The sequence below is a fragment of the Treponema putidum genome (genome assembly GCF_000755145.1).
GTDB classification, from domain to species: domain Bacteria; phylum Spirochaetota; class Spirochaetia; order Treponematales; family Treponemataceae; genus Treponema_B; species Treponema_B putidum.
In genome coordinates this window covers 1,937,804-1,954,250 of the sequence record NZ_CP009228.1, presented here as the reverse complement: position 1 = coordinate 1,954,250, position 16,447 = coordinate 1,937,804, and the positions used below count along the sequence as shown (strand labels likewise).

Annotated in this window: 13 protein-coding genes and 5 pseudogenes; 6 read left to right on the top strand and 12 right to left on the bottom strand. The window is 39.4% G+C overall.

What is annotated here, in order from left to right; all coding sequences use genetic code 11:
- Positions 1-68: 68 nt before the first annotated feature.
- Entirely contained in the window at positions 69-1,049 is a 981-nt protein-coding gene (locus tag JO40_RS08865) for an alcohol dehydrogenase catalytic domain-containing protein (RefSeq protein WP_245608827.1), read from the top strand.
- Between the two features lie 62 nt (positions 1,050-1,111).
- Here JO40_RS08865 and JO40_RS08860 read toward each other — a convergent pair whose 3' ends face one another.
- Together JO40_RS08860 and JO40_RS08855 are read right to left on the bottom strand one after the other, a co-directional pair.
- Positions 1,112-1,630: a GNAT family N-acetyltransferase gene (locus JO40_RS08860; protein ID WP_044979021.1), complete on the bottom strand. Its 519-nt coding sequence runs from the start codon at positions 1,628-1,630 to the stop codon at positions 1,112-1,114.
- 31 nt (positions 1,631-1,661) lie between these two features.
- A pseudogene (locus tag JO40_RS08855) lies at positions 1,662-1,880 on the bottom strand (alpha/beta hydrolase); the annotation flags it as partial.
- A 155-nt stretch (positions 1,881-2,035) separates the two neighbouring features.
- Here JO40_RS08855 and JO40_RS08850 point away from each other — a divergent pair.
- Positions 2,036-2,218, top strand: a complete 183-nt coding sequence (locus tag JO40_RS08850; protein WP_044979020.1) for a type II toxin-antitoxin system HicA family toxin — start codon at positions 2,036-2,038, stop codon at positions 2,216-2,218.
- 2 nt (positions 2,219-2,220) lie between these two features.
- The gene (locus JO40_RS08845) at positions 2,221-2,619 is read left to right on the top strand and encodes a type II toxin-antitoxin system HicB family antitoxin (protein ID WP_044979019.1); all 399 of its coding nucleotides are present in this window, start codon (positions 2,221-2,223) and stop codon (positions 2,617-2,619) included.
- Positions 2,620-2,848: 229 nt separating this feature from the next.
- Here the strand turns inward: JO40_RS08845 and JO40_RS15250 are convergent.
- The 4 genes and pseudogenes from JO40_RS15250 to JO40_RS08825 all read right to left on the bottom strand — a co-directional run.
- Positions 2,849-3,046 (bottom strand): annotated as a pseudogene (locus JO40_RS15250) (pilus assembly protein); the annotation flags it as partial.
- 165 nt (positions 3,047-3,211) lie between these two features.
- On the bottom strand, positions 3,212-4,162 hold the full coding sequence (locus JO40_RS08835; RefSeq protein WP_245608825.1) for an acyl-CoA thioester hydrolase/BAAT C-terminal domain-containing protein: 951 nt from the start codon (positions 4,160-4,162) through the stop codon (positions 3,212-3,214).
- Positions 4,163-4,219: 57 nt separating this feature from the next.
- Positions 4,220-4,393, bottom strand: a pseudogene (locus JO40_RS08830) (pilus assembly protein); the annotation flags it as partial.
- The gene (locus JO40_RS08825; RefSeq protein ID WP_044979770.1) at positions 4,371-4,622 is read right to left on the bottom strand and encodes a hypothetical protein; all 252 of its coding nucleotides are present in this window, start codon (positions 4,620-4,622) and stop codon (positions 4,371-4,373) included. The gene JO40_RS08825 and the pseudogene JO40_RS08830, both read right to left, overlap by 23 nt.
- A 134-nt stretch (positions 4,623-4,756) precedes the next feature.
- On the opposite strand from JO40_RS08825, the pseudogene selB reads away from it, so the two are divergent.
- Positions 4,757-6,528: pseudogene (gene selB, locus JO40_RS08820) on the top strand (selenocysteine-specific translation elongation factor).
- A gap of 56 nt (positions 6,529-6,584) precedes the next feature.
- Here selB and JO40_RS08815 read toward each other — a convergent pair.
- A complete protein-coding gene (locus JO40_RS08815) occupies positions 6,585-8,234 on the bottom strand; it encodes a Na/Pi cotransporter family protein (RefSeq protein ID WP_044979017.1) in 1,650 nt (549 codons plus the stop codon).
- 115 nt (positions 8,235-8,349) lie between these two features.
- Positions 8,350-9,606, bottom strand: a complete 1,257-nt coding sequence (locus JO40_RS08810; RefSeq protein WP_044979016.1) for a cation:proton antiporter — start codon at positions 9,604-9,606, stop codon at positions 8,350-8,352.
- 174 nt (positions 9,607-9,780) lie between these two features.
- On the opposite strand from JO40_RS08810, the gene JO40_RS08805 reads away from it, so the two are divergent.
- Together JO40_RS08805 and JO40_RS08800 are read left to right on the top strand one after the other, a co-directional pair.
- On the top strand, positions 9,781-11,055 hold the full coding sequence (locus JO40_RS08805; RefSeq protein ID WP_044979015.1) for a S1C family serine protease: 1,275 nt from the start codon (positions 9,781-9,783) through the stop codon (positions 11,053-11,055).
- Positions 11,056-11,061: 6 nt separating this feature from the next.
- A complete protein-coding gene (locus JO40_RS08800) occupies positions 11,062-11,958 on the top strand; it encodes a P-loop NTPase family protein (RefSeq protein WP_044979014.1) in 897 nt (298 codons plus the stop codon).
- Here JO40_RS08800 and JO40_RS08795 read toward each other — a convergent pair.
- The 4 genes and pseudogenes from JO40_RS08795 to JO40_RS08780 all read right to left on the bottom strand — a co-directional run bounded on the left by JO40_RS08795 (position 11,948) and on the right by JO40_RS08780 (position 16,439).
- A complete protein-coding gene (locus tag JO40_RS08795) occupies positions 11,948-12,547 on the bottom strand; it encodes an SAM-dependent methyltransferase (protein ID WP_044979013.1) in 600 nt (199 codons plus the stop codon). The genes JO40_RS08800 and JO40_RS08795 overlap by 11 nt on opposite strands.
- Positions 12,534-13,955, bottom strand: a complete 1,422-nt coding sequence (locus tag JO40_RS08790) for a sigma-54-dependent transcriptional regulator (protein ID WP_044979012.1) — start codon at positions 13,953-13,955, stop codon at positions 12,534-12,536. Before JO40_RS08790 ends, JO40_RS08795 begins: the two co-directional genes overlap by 14 nt.
- Positions 13,952-15,153: pseudogene (locus tag JO40_RS08785) on the bottom strand (two-component system sensor histidine kinase NtrB). Before JO40_RS08785 ends, JO40_RS08790 begins: the two are co-directional and overlap by 4 nt.
- Positions 15,150-16,439, bottom strand: a complete 1,290-nt coding sequence (locus tag JO40_RS08780; RefSeq protein ID WP_044979011.1) for a DNA polymerase III subunit gamma/tau — start codon at positions 16,437-16,439, stop codon at positions 15,150-15,152. Before JO40_RS08780 ends, JO40_RS08785 begins: the two are co-directional and overlap by 4 nt.
- Between the last annotated feature and the right edge of the window lie 8 nt (positions 16,440-16,447).

The window sequence follows — 16,447 nt, the reverse complement described above, 5'->3', positions numbered from 1 at the left end:
CATTTTAATTTTCATAGAGAATTTCTAAAAATTTTAGTTTTTAATAATACCCATACTTCAAGGAGTTTATGATGAATACCATACCCCATACTATGAAAGCCGTTGTGTTGACTAAACCGGCCGCTGCAGACGAGATTATGCTAACCGATGTTCCCGTACCCGCCGTAAAAAGCGGATGGGTGCTGGTAAAAATCCATGCGTTCGGACTCAATCATTCCGAACAAATTCTACGGCAGTTTGAAATTAAACATGACTACATACAAAAAACTATTATACCCGGAATCGAGTGCGCCGGCGAAATAGCCGACGCTTCCGATTCGTCTTTTTCCGCCGGACAAAAAGTGGTTGCTCTGATGGGCGGCATGGGACGCAGCTTCAACGGCAGCTATGCAGAATACGCCCTGCTTCCTACCCACCATGTTTTTGCAATACAGTCCGATATGGCATGGACGGATATTGCCGCCGTTCCCGAAACATATTTTACCGCATGGGGTTCGCTGTTCCACTGCCTGCGTTTACAAAAAGACGACACGCTCTTAATCCGCGGCGGCACCTGTGCACTCGGCTATGCGACAATCCAAATTGCAAAAGCACTCGGCTGCCGTGTTTCAGCGACAACACACCGTGAAAGCAAACTGCAACTGCTGCAAGATGCCGGTGCCGATGAGTGTATCTTGGATACCGGCAATTTAAGCGAAACATATAAAAGCCGCTTTACCAAAGCGCTGGAACTGGTAGGCTGTAAAACCTTGCGGGATACCATGTGGTGCATGACCGCAGGAGGAATTGTGTGCAATACGGGCGTACTCGGCGGCGTGTTTGAGATGGAAGGTTTTAATCCTATAAAAGAAATTCCCGCCGGTGTGTATCTGACCGGATTTCATAGCAATTTTCCCGTACAAGCCGACATCGATTCGATTTTCAGCTTTTTAACAAAACATAACTTGCAGCCGCTTATAGGAGAGCGCTTTGCGTTCCGCGATATTAGCCTAGCCTGCGCAGCATGTGACGGCGGTAAGGTAAACGGAAAAATCGTTGTGGAGATGTAAACGTTTTTGATTAGCGTGTGGTACAAGTAAAAGGCTCTTTCCGTTAGATATCCGCTGCTGATTCACTCTTCCAAAGCCTTGTGCAAAATAATGTCCCGCTGCGGGTCGCTACCGAGTAAAAAAACGTGTTCGCCGGTTTCTACAAAGCCGAACTTTTTGTAAAATGCGATCGCACGCGGATTTTTTTCCCACACGCCGAGCCAGACATGCCGAATCTTCCGCTGCCTTACCATACCGATAATAACCCGCATAAGTTCCTGTGCAGCACCCGTTCCGTGCCTGTCTTTTGCGATATAAATCCGCTGTATTTCCGCCTGAGGACTACCATGAATGACTTCAAAACTCTTGTTCCAATTGATTTGTGCATAACCGATGATTTTGTTATCCTCTCCGCAGACAAGAGTGCATTTGTTTGTGTCGGCAATTTCGCCTTGCTGAATTTCCGCACCGTAACTTTTTTTGCAGTGTTCGTCCATATCTTCTTTTGTATTAAATGCGCCAAAAGTTTCTCTGAATGTTTTTTCTGCAATAAGAGCAACCTGTTCGGCATCCTTATGGTCTGCTATTCTTATGTTAATCATATTTTTTCTCCTTGAATTAAGAAACCGTAAATCAGCAAATAAATTTTTTAAACCAATTATCTAAAAAATTCATTTGTTCTTCCGTATGAAACCAATGTTCGCCATCATCAAAAACCGTTAAATCTGCATGTATTTTATTTGCAAAATCAGTCATAGCTTTTAAAGAGATTATATCATATTTTTTACCGTAAAGAATAGCGGTAGAAATGTCCCAAGTTATAGGATTTTTTCTAACATAGGAAAGATACTCCCGTGTATATATAACGGCATTTTTCATTCACAGTGCCTCCGCAATTTAATTTGTCTACACCCCAATCTGTAATTTTGCTTTAAGGGCATTTTGTAATTCTTCTAAATTTATTCTCATACCTTGACAACACAACTTATATATTGTATTATTTAAATATGACAGGTAGAGAAATAACCAAAATATTAAAGAAAAATGGATGGACTATTGATAGAATAAAAGGTTCACATCATATCTTTATTAAAGATGACAAAACTATTCCTGTACCTGTTCACGGAAACAAAGACTTACCGATAGGCACTGTAAAAAATATTTTCCGCCTTGCCGGAATTAAGGAGTGATTATGAAATACTGCTGTACATTAAAAAAAGAAGACGGAGTTTATTATGTTGCTTTTCCTGATCTGCCGCATGTCTTTACTTTCGGCAATACAAAAAAAGAAGCCTTAGAAATGGCCGGAGAAGCATTAAACGGAGTTTTAGAAAGTGAAACATCGCGTGGAATCAAAATACCGCTTCCCAATTTTATCTCTAAATATGCTGTTGAAGTTGAACCTAATATTGCATTTGCTATTATGCTGCGTAAAAACCGAGGAAATAAAACACAAATTGAAGTAGCAGATAAACTCAATATATCATATCAGCAATATCAGAATTTAGAGAATCCTAAAAAGACAAATCCGACCCTAAAGACAATAGCTAAATTGCAAAAAATATTTGACTATAAATTTATAAATTTTTAAATTTTTCTCCCTAAAAATTCTCAAATTCAAGCCTTTGTTGTATCGGAAAGAAGATAAAACTTTTTTATTTGCGGAAACCATATTTAAAAGATTCTCATGATGATCACATATTAGAACTTGCGATTCATTCTAACAGTAAGTTTTTATAATAACATACAACAAAAAAGATTTTAAAGAAGCTGAACATTTAGTTATAAGTTCAAAGAATATGATATGTAATTGTGGGAGCTTATTTCAATCTCTTTTTAAATATATTTTCTATCTTTAATTTACCGTGCAGACGGTAAATATCAAAATCCGAATCTATACTGATTATCCGATTGATTTCTCGCTCTTCTGCTGCGGCTACCAATGTTGCAGCTGCAAAATCCATTGGCCTGTCGGAATATTTATTTATTAATTCGGAGATTCTCTTGAAACTGTTTTTTTTCCATCTTTATTCACCCCTCTTTATTGTTAGCACTCCTTCTTAATGAGTGCCGACGATATTATGCCATAAAAGATATTCGTTGTCAACCATCCATTCAATTAAAAAATCGACAGCCTCGGTTAAAGACCGATGTCATTAAGTCGGGAAGTAATGGCTTTTCTTTTATTTTTCGTTTGACCATTTACTGATTATCCGCATAAGTCTCCTGTCAATATCCAACCTTGTCTCTTTACATTCCTTCGGATATTCTCGTGCCGCCTTGAACATGAGTCGAAGGAGAAGGCCCGAACCGATCGGAAATATCCGCTTCAACATGGACTCCGGAAACACAAAATGTGTACCGTGTTCATAAGTCAATGCCTCAAAATCACAGTTGTGTGGGAGCCGTTCCAGTCTCCGCTGCATTCTTTGAATATATTTGCAGGTATCCCACAAAACGTCATCTTCCGCTCCGATACAGACCACCTTTCCGTGAATACGTTCAATTTTAATCGTTTCTTCTTCGGTGACGGGATGACGACGTTCCGATTCCTCAAACATCTTTCGAGCCGCAATCAAATCACCGCCCGCTTTGGACTCTTCTTTAATTTTTTTCCAATACTCCGGATGTCTGTAAGCATAAGGCAAATACGGCAAAGGTTTTCCCTCCCATGACACGGAAGATTCATGATCTCCCGGTCGCTCGTGAACGCCGTCCGCACCGTCCCTATAATACCCCTCCATGACAAAATCCGCAGGAGTCATTGCTATGGTAAGACGGATGTCCGAATAATAAGATGCTGCAAGAAGAACAGTTATCCCCGTTGCAGATACCCCGCAAATTCCGATTTTCTCACAGCCTTGAGTTCGAAGGAATTCAATCGCCTTTCCCACGGATTCGAGCGGATAATTGTGTCGACCGAGATCCTTTTTCTCTGGCGAAAGGGAAAGCGCATGAAGTCCTTGCCCATGCACCCATTTTACCCCGGCGCAAACCATCCTGCCGTCCGAAGAATCACCAATCATGAGTATCATACCGCAATGACTTTCTCTCTTGGAATTCGGATACCAAATCCCATAAAATCCGTCATTTTCTTTTAAAAGCACTTGTTTTATCATCCTCATCCTCCTCATTGTTCATTTTTATCACCCAATATATTATAACCGATTGCTATTGTTTTGAAAAGGTTATCGAACAGGTCTATTAAAATCAAGCATATACATTACTTCGGTTAATACTGCAATGGTTGATACAAATCTATAATTACCGTCTTTGATAAAGTCTATAACACTTAAATGATATTTATCGTCTTTATCAAACAAAGCAATAAGGGGACCTGTATCAATGAGGACGGTATTTAGCATTTATTTTCTCCTTGATTTTTTGCTTATAAGAAACCGATAGATTTGAGTTTCCGCTACCGTATTTGCCGAAATATTCTTTTCCCAGCTCATATGAATCAATTTCCATTTCTTCATTGCGGAATAACATATCAAGAGCTTCTTTTATTAAATCGCTTTTATTCTTTTTCTTTACGATAGATAGAAAATTAATCTTTTGTTCATACTCAACCGGCAGTCTTACTGTTGTCATGGCAGCCTCCGTATTACACGTGTAATACAAAAAAATCGGCTTGTCAAGTACACGCATAACTCATCTCCCACTTCCCCTAATCCCTTAGTTATGCTAAAATACTCAAATACGATAAATATTGATTGGAGGAAAGAATGCCGTATATTTTGGGAACAGCGGGACATGTGGATCACGGAAAGACTGCCTTGGTAAAGAGGCTTACAGGAATTGAAACCAGCCATCTGCCTGAAGAAAAAAAGCGGGGGATGACCATAGAGCTCGGCTTTGCTTCGCTTGAAGATCCTGTTCACGGTACTGTCGGCATAGTCGATGTTCCCGGCCATGAACGCTTTATCCGCAACATGGTTGCAGGCACATGGGGCTTGGATGCGGCTCTTTTAATCGTGGCAGCCGATGACGGCTGGATGCAGATGTCCTCCGATCATTTGCGTGTACTGAAGGCCATGAAGATAGACTCCATTCTTCTTGTAATCACAAAATCGGACCTTGCAGAAAAGGACATGCTTGAACTTCTAATCGAAGATGCCAATGCCCAATGCGAAAAAATAATTGGAAGAAAACTTCCTGCCGTTGCCGTATCTTCCCTTACTGGAAGCGGAATCGAGGAACTCAAAGCCGAAATTACAAAACTTCTTTCTTCATCAAAAAAACAAAGCCCGCCTACTCCCTTTTTATATGTAGACAGGGTCTTTGTCCTAAAAGGCATAGGAACCACCGTTACCGGAACATTAAGAGGAAAAGGTCTGCATACGGGCGACAGCTTGCAGATATATCCTTCAAATGAAGAATGTAGAATTAAATCGATACAAAACCATCATAAGGATGTGGAAAAAATAGACCCAGGCACGCGGACAGCCCTCAACTTAAAGCTGGGAGAAAAAACAAATCTTGAAAGAGGAATGCTCTTAGCTGAAAAGGATTCAAATTTTGTCTTAAGCGGAAAAGAACTTTTAGTACGAATCGATGAGGTATTTACAAACAAGGAAGGGGGCTTTAAAAATCATGCCGAAATTGAAATAGCCCTCGGAAGTGCTCATGCAATAGGCAGCATTCACTTAAACCAATTCGACAGGAGCTTGGGCCGTCTTTCTTTAGAAGAACCTATTGCTTCAGCTTGGAATCAAAGATCCGTTTTAATAAGGCACGGCGGAAGCGAAATTCTAGCCTCGGCCAGAGTGCTCGCAAGTTTTCCAAGCTATAAAAGAATACAGTTTAAGGAAGCCTTTGAGGTTTACAGGGATAAGGAACTTCCTTCCATTCACAGCTACAAATTTAACATTGAAGGCTTTGTCGAGGATACTAAAATCAAAACCCAAGATCTCACATCGGATAAGAATGAAGTCATTGAGTATGGAGCTTGGCGTTTTTTAAAAAAGCGGCTTGAGTTTTGGGAAAATAAAATTTTAAAAACGGCTCAAGAAAGTCAGGCAGGCTTTACCCTTGAAGAAGTGGACTTACCTGTTCCGCAAAGAGTAAAAACTACAGTATTAAAAAAACTTTGCGATGAAAAAAAGCTGGAAAAAGAAGCTCATATTTATAAACTTAGAGGAAGAACGGGCGACGATATTTCTAAAAATGCAAAGGCCCTTTTGGATGCAGCCTTTAAGGCGGGCTTTGAAGGCATCGAAATAGACAAGATAAAACTTCCTCAAGCCCGAAAAGAAGCCAGAGACCTGATAAAATTAGGTAAGCTAATCTGCCTTGAAAATTTTTTACACTACCATACGGATTTTTACAAAAAACCGTAAATTCCTTATTTGCAAAATACAAAACAGGGGATAAAATTTCGATAGCCGACGCACGGGAAGTAACCGGCCTTTCCCGCAAATACATTCTTCCGATTCTAAACCTTCTCGAAAAAGAAGGCAAGCTAAAAAGACAAGACAACGACAGAATTGTATTGTAAGGAGTAGGTGGTAAAGAGCTAAACTACTACTCATTGAAAAAATACCAATAAAATTCTTATTCGGTTTCGGCAAGGGCACGGGAAATACTAAAAGCAAAATCTCCTATTTTTTCCAAGTTGCGTACCATATCGATGTATAAAAGCTCGGCCTTTACGTTTGCACCTTTTTCCAAACGGGTACGGGCAAGATGCTTTAAGTGTTGTCTCATCGCATCGATGGATTCTTCCATTTCATGAGCCATTGCCAGCTGTTCCGCTGCAAGAGGTTTATTTAAGTGCTCGTGAACAAAATGAATAAACTGATTTACAATTCCCATATAGGGCAAAAGTTTATCCATATCGTCTTGACTGATGGGCATCTTTAATTCTATACTTCGGTTTATAAAAAGACCTAACTCAAAAATCTGATCGGTCATATTTTCTATATCGTCTACAATACCGAGCATAAGGCGTACATTCTTTCTGTTTTTTTCGGATAAAGAAAGCTGAGAAGTTTTAATAAGGTATACGGAAAGCTCTTCCTGCATCTGATCGGTATAATCTTCTTTTTCGGTCAACTGCTTTATCACAAATTCTCTTGAAACATTTTCCTCTTTACTTAAAATAGAACGTAAGAGACTGAACATTTCCCTCACAATATTGGACATTTTAAGAATTTCAACCTCGGCCCTAAGCACGTAAGCCTCCGTATTTTCTTTCATGCTTGGTGCTTGAAATGCAAGAACATAGCGGGCAGGCTCTTCATTTTCTCTGGGTTTAATAAGCCAGCACACAAATTTTGCGATTTGATTTACAAACGGCAAAGCTACAATTGTATTTATTACATTGAATGAGGTATGAAAAACTGCAATTTTAGTCATAAGACTGTTTGAAGGACAAATAAAATCCACTAAAGATAAAAACGGCGTAAAAAAAGCCAATGTAAAAACGCTGCCTGCAACATTAAACAAAACGTGTACGGCCGCAGCCCTTCTCGCATTGAGCTTTGTTCCTATTGAGGCCAATACCGCATCTACGGTAGAACCTACGTTACTTCCCAAAATTACAGCCGCAGAAAATTCCCAGCCGACAACTCCGGTATGAGCCATCGTCAAAAGAACCGCAGTTGTCGCACTCGACGAATGGAGAAAAACGGTAAGCACCAAACCGAGGATAACACCAATTATAATACTATGAATTCCTGTCTGTCTAAAAAGAGAAAAAAGAGCAATCTGTTCACCCGAAATATTCGGAACGGCGGAAGCCAAAAAGTCCAAGCCTGTAAAAAGGAGGCCGAAGCCCATGATGGCCTCACCCAGATTGTCTTTTTTAAGCTTTTTAAAAAAAGTTAAAAAATAGCCTATTCCGAAGGCGGGAATGGCTATGCTTGCTATAGAAAATTTAAAACCGAGAAGTGAAACTATCCATGCAGTAACGGTCGTACCTATGTTTGCACCGAAAATTACGCCTATAGCCTGTTGAAGACTCAACATCCCTGCATTGACAAATGAAACGGTCATAACGGTTGTAGCACCGGAGGATTGAACAATGCCGGTAACAACTATACCCGTCAAAACAGCTAAAAATCTGTTTCCCGTCATAAAATTGAGCGTACGGTGTAAACTTTCGCCGGCACTTTTTTGAATACCGTCACTCATCATCTTCATTCCGTATAAGATTAAACCTAAACTTCCAAGCATCTGGAATACAAGAGAAACTACAGACATGTGACTAGTATATCAAAAAACGGAAGAATTTTCAATCCACGCTTGACAAATAGGGCGTATTTTAAAATAAGAAATCAAAGCTACAATTAGATCAAGGCGGATTGAAGGCAAGATTCTATACCTGCTCCTTCATTGGAGGTGCAACGGACCTATCAGAAAATGCTTTGCCCAACAAAATAGGCGCAATCATAGAGGAAACAATAATCAGTAAAATGACCGGTGCAAAGTATTCAGCTTTAACCATCCCGGCCGCAAGTCCCTTTTGAGCTACGATGAGGGCTACTTCACCGCGCACCATCATTCCAAGCCCTATCCGGAGCGATTCCTGACGCTTAAAGCCCAGCGCCAATGCCGAACCGCCGCAGCCGATTATTTTGCTGATACAACCTACGAGCACAAAGGCTAATGAAAACCATAGTAAGCTCATATTCAATCCGCTAAAGTCCGTTTTAAGTCCGATAGAGGTAAAAAAGATAGGGCTAAAAAACATATACGAATTTATGTCTATTTTCTTTTCCATATAGGAAGCATCATGCAAGTTGCATAATACAACCCCTGCAACATAGGCACCGGTAATATCGGCAATACCGAAAAATCGTTCGGTACAATAGGCAAAAATCAAGGCAAGCCCTAGCCCGTAAATCGAAATACGGTGGGTATGAGGATGCCTTTTATCATACCATTTGAAGATTCGGTAAATCACATACCCCGCTGCCAGCGAAGCGGCAAAGAACGCTGCCGTTTTTATAATAAGTCCGAGATAGTCGCCCTTACCGGAACTTGCACCGAGTACAACCGTTAATGCAATAATGCCTAAGACATCATCGATGATTGCGGCACTGATAATTGTTTGTCCGACTTCCGAATTTATCTTTCCCAGCTCTTTCAATGCAGCAATGGTAATGCTCACCGAAGTTGCCGTCAAAATAGTCCCGATGAATAGGGCTTGATAAAATACGGGTGTTCCAAAACCGTCGAAGCCCCAAAAAACTAAGGCCATAGCCGTACCTAAAACCAATGGGACGATAACGCCGCAGGCAGCGATCACTGTGGATTTGATACCGGATGCAACAAGTGATTTTAAATTAGTACCCAATCCGGCAGAGAACATAATCAGGATAACGCCGATTTCAGACATATATCCGATAAACTGATTGGTTTCGGCATAGATAATGTTCGGTTCAACTCCGCCGAAATTACGGAAAAAAGGCAGGCAGCGTAATAAAAGCCCTGCAACAATTTCACCCGCAACTTGCGGAATATTCAGTTTTTTTGCAAGAAGGCCGAGGTACTTTGCAACAATAACGATAATTCCAACGGAAAGGACTATTTGCAAAGCAATTTCGCCAATAGGTATTTCACCAGCAGACATAAACAGCTCCCATTTTTAGTCCATTATATCACAGTATCATTTATTCGTATAGTGCCAGATTTGCCTCATCTTAAATCCAATATAAAATAGACACGCGATGAGATTTTTACATCCACGCTTGACAAATAGGGGGTATTTTTAATAGACTATAATTATAGGAGAATTTTAAGCATTATGAAACTTTACAGTAGAAGACAAACATTAGCATTTTCGCTTATTGCAGCGGTTATTTTTGCAAGTGCCGGTTTTTTTGCCGGTATAAAACTTAATAAGGGAAACGGCAGCTTGAATGAAATTCAAAACGAAACCTCAGCGAGCCTTGCCGGTTTTGAAGAAAATGTAGAAGGCGGATTTGCTCAGACGGAAAATTCGCAAAATTTAAATATGCAGCATGGAAACACGGCGGCCTTAAGTATTTCAAATGAAACAGGTTATATGAGCTATAGTCCTGCCGAATCGCAGAATATTCAGGTATACGAATCGACCAATGAAGCTGTCGTAAACATAACCACAGAAACTATGGGAGTAAACTGGTTTTTTGAACCCGTTCCCGTCGAAGGCGGTTCAGGTTCGGGCTCAATAATCGACGAAAGCGGCCTAGTACTGACCAATACACATGTAATTGCAGAAGCCTCGAAAATTTTTATTTCTCTTTATGACGGAAGTCAATATGAGGCAAAAGTAGTAGGAACAGATGCCGAAAACGATTTGGCGGTTTTAAAATTTGACCCGCCTAAAAATATAAAACTTACTGTAATAAAATTCGGAGACTCAGCCAATTTAAAAGTCGGCCAAAGAGTTTTAGCTATAGGAAACCCATTCGGGCTTGAAAGAACTCTTACAGACGGAATCGTTTCGGCACTGAAGCGCCCGATTCAAAACGATAAAAATATCATCATCAAAAATATGATTCAAACCGATACGGCAATTAACCCCGGCAACTCAGGCGGACCTCTTTTAGATACACAAGGAAGAATGATAGGAATAAACACCATGATTTATTCCACATCGGGAAGCTCGGCCGGTATCGGTTTTGCAGTTCCTGTAAATACCGCTAAAAGAGTAGTTGCCGATATCTTAAAATACGGAAAGGTTATCCGCGGTTCTATCGATGCGGAATTGGTTCAAGTTTCCGGAAGGCTTGCCTCTTATGCAAAACTTCCCGTTTCTTACGGCCTCCTTGTTTCCGAAGTAAAAAAAGGAGGCAATGCGGCAAAGGCAGGCCTTCGCGGAGGGAATGAAGCGGTACGTTCGGGAATGGGCAGATACAGTTCCGTCTTTTACATAGGCGGAGATGTCATTGTCGAAATAGACGGACAAAAGATAAATAATATAACCGATTATTATTCGGTACTGGAGGATAAAAAACCCGGTGAAACGGTAAAGGTTAAAATTATCAGAGGAAAAAATCTTGTTGATTTAAACTTAACTTTATCGGAACGAAACTAAGAGCCGATGTTTGATTTAAAAAGACTTTTAAAAAAAATTTTACGGAAGATTAAAGGTACTTCAGTTTATGCCCTTGTCGGTGAAAGCGGAACGGGAAAGAGTTTTAGAGCTCAACTTCTTGCCGAAAAATACGGCATCAAGCTTATCATCGATGACGGGCTTTTAATCTATAACGATAAGATAATTGCAGGTCAATCTGCAAAAAGAGAAAAAACTTTTTTAGCTGCCGTAAAGGTTGCCTTATTTGACGATAAAAAACATAGAGACGGGGCGGCAAAGGCTTTGCAATCCCATAGTTTTAAAAAGATTTTAATATTGGGAACTTCCGAAAAAATGGTAAACAAGATTGCCGCCCGTCTTCAAATTCCGCAGCCTCAAAAAATAATTAAAATTGAAGACATTGCAAGCAGAGAAGAAATCGAAACGGCCATGAGGTCAAGGCGTGTTGAAGGTAAGCATGTAATACCTGTTCCTTCATTGGAAGTTCAAAGAAACTATCCGAAAATATTTTATGATAAGATAAGGCTTTTTTTCAAAAAGAAAAAAACGCCCTTCGTAGGAACCGAACAATCAAAACTTTTTGAAAAATCCGTAGTCCGTCCGGAATTCTCAAAAGTCGGCACAGTTGAAATATCCGAATCCGCTTTAACTCAAATGGTATTTAATTGTCTTAAAGAGTACGATAAAGAAGTGGTTATCAAAAAACTCAACATCAAAAAAGAAGAAAGCGGATACAGACTTGACATAACTGTTGATATTCCTTTCGGAACTCAGCTGACCGGAAAAATCAATCAGCTCCAAAAATATATAATCGAACAGATAGAGCGGTACACGGGTATATTGATTATTCAGATAAATATTATAATCGATAAAATAATCAGCAAGGAAGATTCTAACCCTTAAAATCCAAACCTATTAAATAGGTTTCAAAACTTGAACTGCGGCATGCTTCCGGCTTAAAGGCTCTTGCCGTCTTAAAACATTTCCTTAAGTTATTTAAGTGAATCTGTTGATCTCCTCCTTGAAATATCTTTACGACAAAAGAACCGCCTTGTTTTAGCTGCTCTTGAGCATAATAAAGCGCAAGCTCTACCAAACCTGAAGAACGCGCCGTATCAACGGTTTTGTTTCCTGTTGTTGAAGGAGCTGCATCGCAGATAACCGCATCATAAGGACCCAATTCTTTTACCGATTTTATGATTCCCTTATCGAACATATCGCCTTGAAAAAAATTAAGCCTCTCATCATAGACTGAAGAATCCAGAGGCTTTAAATCGACGGCAGTTACCCTTCCCTCCTTATTTAAAAAGCGCAAAACATAGACGGTCCAGCTTCCGGGAGCCGCTCCCAAATCCAGTACCTTATCATTAGGAGAAAAAAGATTAAATTTTTTATTCATCTCTTCAAGTTTGTATACGGAACGCGCAGGATAATTTTCGGCAAAAGCTTTTTTTGACCAATAATCGGGTTCGCTGTATTTATTTTTTGCCATTCGATTTTTCCTTTTTGGATTGATTTTCTTTTTCTTCCAACATTCGGGAAGTATCATCTTTAATCTCCGCCTCATACTCATCAAGTTTTCGATGGAGGGTTCTTCTGCCTATTCCCAAAATATCGGCTGTCTTTGATTTATTGTTATTTTGGTTTGCAAGAGTCTGTAAAATAATTTGCTTTTCGGCTTCGGCCATATTTACTCCCATAGGTATACGGATTGAAGAAGGCTCGGCTTTTTCGCGTAAACTTGCCGGCAAGTCGTCAAAATGAATTACATTATCGGAGCTCATTACAACGGCACTTTGAATACAGTTTTGAAGCTGCCTTATATTTCCAGGCCATTCATAATTATAAATTGCAGTCCTTGCACGCGGTTCAATAGAATCTATTTTTTTATCGTTCTCCTCGGCAAATTCTTTTATAAAGGCAGCGGCCAAAAGAGGAATATCTTCTTTGCGTTCGCGTAAGGGAGGCACGTGAATATGAACAACATTCAATCTAAAGTAAAGGTCTTCTCTAAAATTTCCTTTTTTTATTTCCTCTACCAGATCCCTGTTTGTTGCGGCAATTATCCTTGTATCTATGCTAATAGTTTCAGTACCTCCTACCCTCTCAAACTTTTTTTCTTGAAGAACACGCAAGAGTTTTACCTGTATCATTTGGTTGATTTCGCCTATTTCATCCAAAAAAAGAGACCCCCCGTTTGCAATCTCAAAACGGCCTCGGCTGCGTTGTACGGCTCCTGTAAATGCCCCTTTTTCATGGCCGAAAAGTTCGGATTCCAAAAGGCTCTCGGCAAAGGAAGCACAGTGGACTTGTACAAAGGGCTTATCCTTGCGGTTTGAAAGATTATGAATAGCCCGAGCTATCAGTTCTTTTCCAACTCCCGTTTCTCCGGTAATTAAGACGCTTGCCTTTGTAGGAGCAACTTTTTTTATATTTTCAAAAACCTTTTCCATAAGAGGACTTTTGCCTATAATATTTTCAAAACTTTGTTTGGTTTCAATATCGTGTAAAAGAGCACGGTTTTGAAGAACAAGAGCTCTGTTTTGTAAGGCCCTTTTTACTAAAAGAAAAAGACGTTCCAAATCCAAGGGCTTGGTTAAAAAATCGTAGGCTCCCATTCTCATGGCTTCAACAGCAGTTTCTACCGTGCCGTGGCCGGTTAAAACAATTACGGGAACTCCGGGGGTTTTTGAAATAACTTCACGTAAGACTTCTTCACCGCTGATTTCAGGCATTTTTAAATCGGTAATTACAAGATCGACTTCTTCTTTTAAGGCAATATCCAAACCTGTTCTTCCGTTATCGGCAGTAATTACTCCATACCCCTCATCTTCCAAGGCCATCGCAAGGCCTTCACGAATATTTTTTTCATCATCAATAATCAAAATATTAAATTTCATTTTATATCCTTTACCGCATCAAAATCTGAAGTTTTATCGGAGAGTAAAAGCTGTGAACCCTTTCGCTCTATGGGCAGTGAAAATTTAAAACTTGTTCCCATACCGTAATCGGAATAAACGTTTATGTCTCCTCCATGTTCTTTTATGACCTTATAAGTCATGGTCAGCCCCAAACCTGTTCCGTCATGCTTCGTTGTAAAATAAGGTTCGAAAATTTTATGCATATCTTCGGGTAAGATACCCTGCCCGGAATCCGAAATGATTACAACAATAAAATCGTTTACTGCTTTTGTCGATATATCCAAAAAGCCGCCGCCTGGCATTGCGGCTTTTGCATTAGTTAATACATTCATAAATGCCTGCCGCAAGAATCTTTCATCACCTTGAATCTTAGGCATATCCTTTGAAAAACTAAGAGAAATAGTTATACCGCTGTCATTAAACTCGTCAAAAAATGTATCGTATAAATTTTTTAATAAAACATTTATATCTACGGGAACAAATTCGAATTTTAATGGGCGCACGGCAAATAAAAAATCCACCACGATTTTATTGAGTCTTTCAATTTCTTCTTCAATAACATCTATATGTTTTTGAGCTTTTTGGTTTATCGATAAATTACAGGCTGTAAAATTTTTCTTTAAAAGCTGTAAATGAATACTGATTGCGGCAAGAGGATTTTTTATTTCATGAGCAACGGCGGCTGCCACATTTGTTAGACTTGCAAGACTTTCAAGGCGGCGGGTTTTAATTTCTTCAATTCTTTTTTCGGTAATATCCGCAATCATAATTATCGTACCTTGAATTTTTTTTCGTTTACCAAGGGAAGAACCGAAACTTCAATATATTTATTTTTACTTTCGGGCTTATCGGCTTTTAGATTAAACTCTTTTGAAGTTTGCCCGCTTTCATTTTGAATAACCGAAGCTACAAATTCTGAAATATCAGACGAGTTTATATACTCCCAAACGTTTTTTTCTTGATTATCGCTTAAATGACTTTCCAAAATACGTTCAGCAGCTCTGTTGGATTTTACTATTTTATTCTCCGAGTCGGCAACTACAACTCCGTCATTTAGTGAGTCCATCATAGAGTCCAAAAGAGAATATTCGCTTGCCATTAATTTGACAAAAGTTCTAAGTTGAGCTTCATTCATACTTGAGGACTTTTGTATTCCCCTTCTCATAAATTCTCTCATATAAGTTTTTCCTTAATTTGTTCTGCCAAGTTTTCTAAAGCAGCTTGAGGTGAAATATTAAAAATATCTACACCGGCTTCGGCTCTTTTTATCAATACCGTTATTTTAAAATAAGACTCAACTTCCAATGCCGAACATACTTCATTTTTTAATCCGTCTTGTAAAAAAAATAAAAGGCTGTTTAAGAATAAAATATAAATCGTATGCGGCTTACATTTATTTAAAAGATTTACGATGTTTGCGATCGTGCAATTTGAATTGTCATACTTATTTTTATTTTTGTAATTTGAGATTGAATTATAAAGAGCTGAAGGAAGAATTTTATTTTGCCTGTCTATGAGCAAAAAAATATATTCATAAAATAAGGATGCAGCATTTTGAATTGTCAGGAAACTCACCGGTAAAAAACCGTAAAGGTAAGAGCTTAAAAGATTAAACTTACCGAAGGGCTCATGACAAGGTTCTCCTTTAAAAACCCGTCTTATAACTTCTTCTTGGGATTTTTTTTCTCTTTCTTTAAAAGTATAAGTGCGGACTCTTGATAGTATTGTCGGCATAATCGCGCCACGGTGAGCCGTAGTTAAAACAAAAACCGCATAAGAAGGCGGCTCTTCCAAAATTTTTAAAAAGGCATTTCTTGCGCCTTCCTGCATTTTATCGGCATTTTCAACAATCAATACTTTTTTTATTCCCGAAGGCATTAGGCGTACCCATGATGAAGCCTTTCTAACCTGATTTATGGGAATAGTATCGTACATACATTCATCTTGAAGTTTTGCGGCTTTTAAGACAAGAGCTTCCGCAGTTTTGTTAAGCACCTTGTCATCTATAGTTTCGATAGGGCAGGAGCATAGATCGGCTAGAAGCTCTTCAATCTCTGCAATGACGGGAGCGGCTTTGACGAATTTTGTTTCATCCGTATCCCAAAGACGGGAATCGAATCGGGAGGTAAGTTTTCTAATAGCCCGCAAAAATAAATATCGCGAAGAAATGGTTTTTGTTTTTAATAAGGTCTCGCAGGCAGCCTTTATTTCGGGGCTGTGGTCCCGTGCTCCTAAAATAAGAACATCGGGAGAAATCATTTCTTTTTGTCTTAAGCATGAAGAACAAGTACAAGTCCAATTTCCTGTTCCCGTACAAGAAACGGAACGGGCAAGCTCAAGGGCTGCGGTCAGTTTTCCTGAACACTCAGGCCCCGAAAACAAAATCGAAGGCGGAAGTTTTTTTTGTTGTATATCTTGAATGAGCCTAAGACCAGCTTCTTGATCTATGAGATTTTCAAACATTTATACCC